Below are 1,377 nucleotides of genomic sequence, written 5' to 3'. Positions count from 1 at the left end.
CGGTGTTTGTCAACATAGTTGTCGCATTTAGTTACTTTAGTGTTGTGTTCAGTCAAGGCTACCGCGCTACGCTTGCTGGCCTGATGATTTGAATGGAAAGGAAATCCATTCTTTCCATTCAAATCATCAGGGAATAAAGTGTATTAAGGCGGACTCAACGTTTCCTTTTTCCCTCATCACGCATTGGATTAAGTGCTACTTTTTCAATAGGTGTCCAATTTCTTAGACTCCTCGCCCAGCGTTCTGGATGCTTCGCTTTTGCGGCTTCATATACGTCTTTTCTCTTTGTCAATATGGTTACGTGTTCTCCGGCATGACACTGTGCCGGTGTTACATAATTCAGCCCACTATGCAGATGAATATGATTATACCAATGGACAAATTGGTGTGCCCATTGTCTGGCTTCTTCAAGTGAGGTAAAGCCCTTATGCGGATAATCAGGGCGGTATTTAAGTGTTCGAAACATGGCTTCTGAATAAGGATTATCATTGCTTACACGTGGTCTTGAAAAGGAACTTTGGATCCCCAACTTCTCAAGTAAACTTAAAAAGGTCTCAGCTTTCATCGGACTCCCATTGTCTGAATGCAACACCAGTGGTGCCCCTTGGATTTTCTCATTAATGACTGCTTTTTTTACAAGTGATTCAGCGTGTGTCGCTTCTTCCTTTTCCCATACTTCCCACCCAACTGCTTTTCTACTAAATAGATCGAGTATTAAATAGAGGCGATAATACAAGCCTTTCACAGGTCCACCAAGCCACGTAATATCCCATGTCCACACCTGATTTGGCGATGTGGCCAGATGACTCTCGGGGATTCTTCGTGTTGGCTTTTGACTACGTCCACGGTGGTGTTGCATCTTTCCTTCACGTAAAACACGGTAAAACGTAGATTCTGACGCAATATATGTTCCTTTATCCGCAAGCTTTGGGACAATTTGTGTCGGCGGTAAGTCGGCATATTCTTCTTGTGTAACAACCTCGAGTATTTCCTTTTTCTCTTCCTCGGACAACTTATTTTTTGGAACAGGTCTTTTCGCAAAGGGACGCTGATCGACCTTAACCTTACCATCTGCCACCCAGCGCTCGTAGGTTCGTACACTAATATAAAGTTCCTCACAAGCCTTCGCTAACCGCGCACCATTTTGATTGGCTTCTTGGATGAGTTCTACAGCTAATGCGCGATTTGATGGGCTAATCATTCTTCCTCGTCGTCCCCCCAAATCGCTTGGGCCTTTTTTCTAAGTAATAATAACGCCGCAGCTTCCGCTAATGCTTTCTCCTTCTTTTGAAGATCTTTTTCTAACTGTTTTGCCCGTTTCTGTTCTTCCTTTAACGCACCAGATAACTGCTTTGATTGATCAAATACTTGTCCGTT

Annotated in this window: 2 protein-coding genes; both read right to left on the bottom strand. The window is 43.5% G+C overall.

Going from position 1 to position 1,377, the window contains the following annotated elements:
• Positions 1-154 precede the first annotated feature (154 nt).
• Positions 155-1,201 carry an IS3 family transposase gene (locus ACTQ5K_RS25390; protein WP_047944569.1) on the bottom strand — a complete coding sequence of 349 codons (1,047 nt, stop codon included), beginning with the start codon at positions 1,199-1,201 and terminating at the stop codon, positions 155-157.
• On the bottom strand, positions 1,198-1,377 hold a 180-nt coding region (locus tag ACTQ5K_RS25385), incomplete at its 5' end, for a transposase (RefSeq protein WP_441994447.1). The genes ACTQ5K_RS25390 and ACTQ5K_RS25385, both read right to left, overlap by 4 nt.

This window comes from Niallia sp. Sow4_A1 (assembly GCF_052116745.1).
In the GTDB taxonomy this organism is placed as follows: domain Bacteria; phylum Bacillota; class Bacilli; order Bacillales; family Cytobacillaceae; genus Niallia; species Niallia hominis.
Note: the sequence above shows the minus strand (reverse complement) of the source record. Positions and strands in the feature narration are given on the sequence as shown.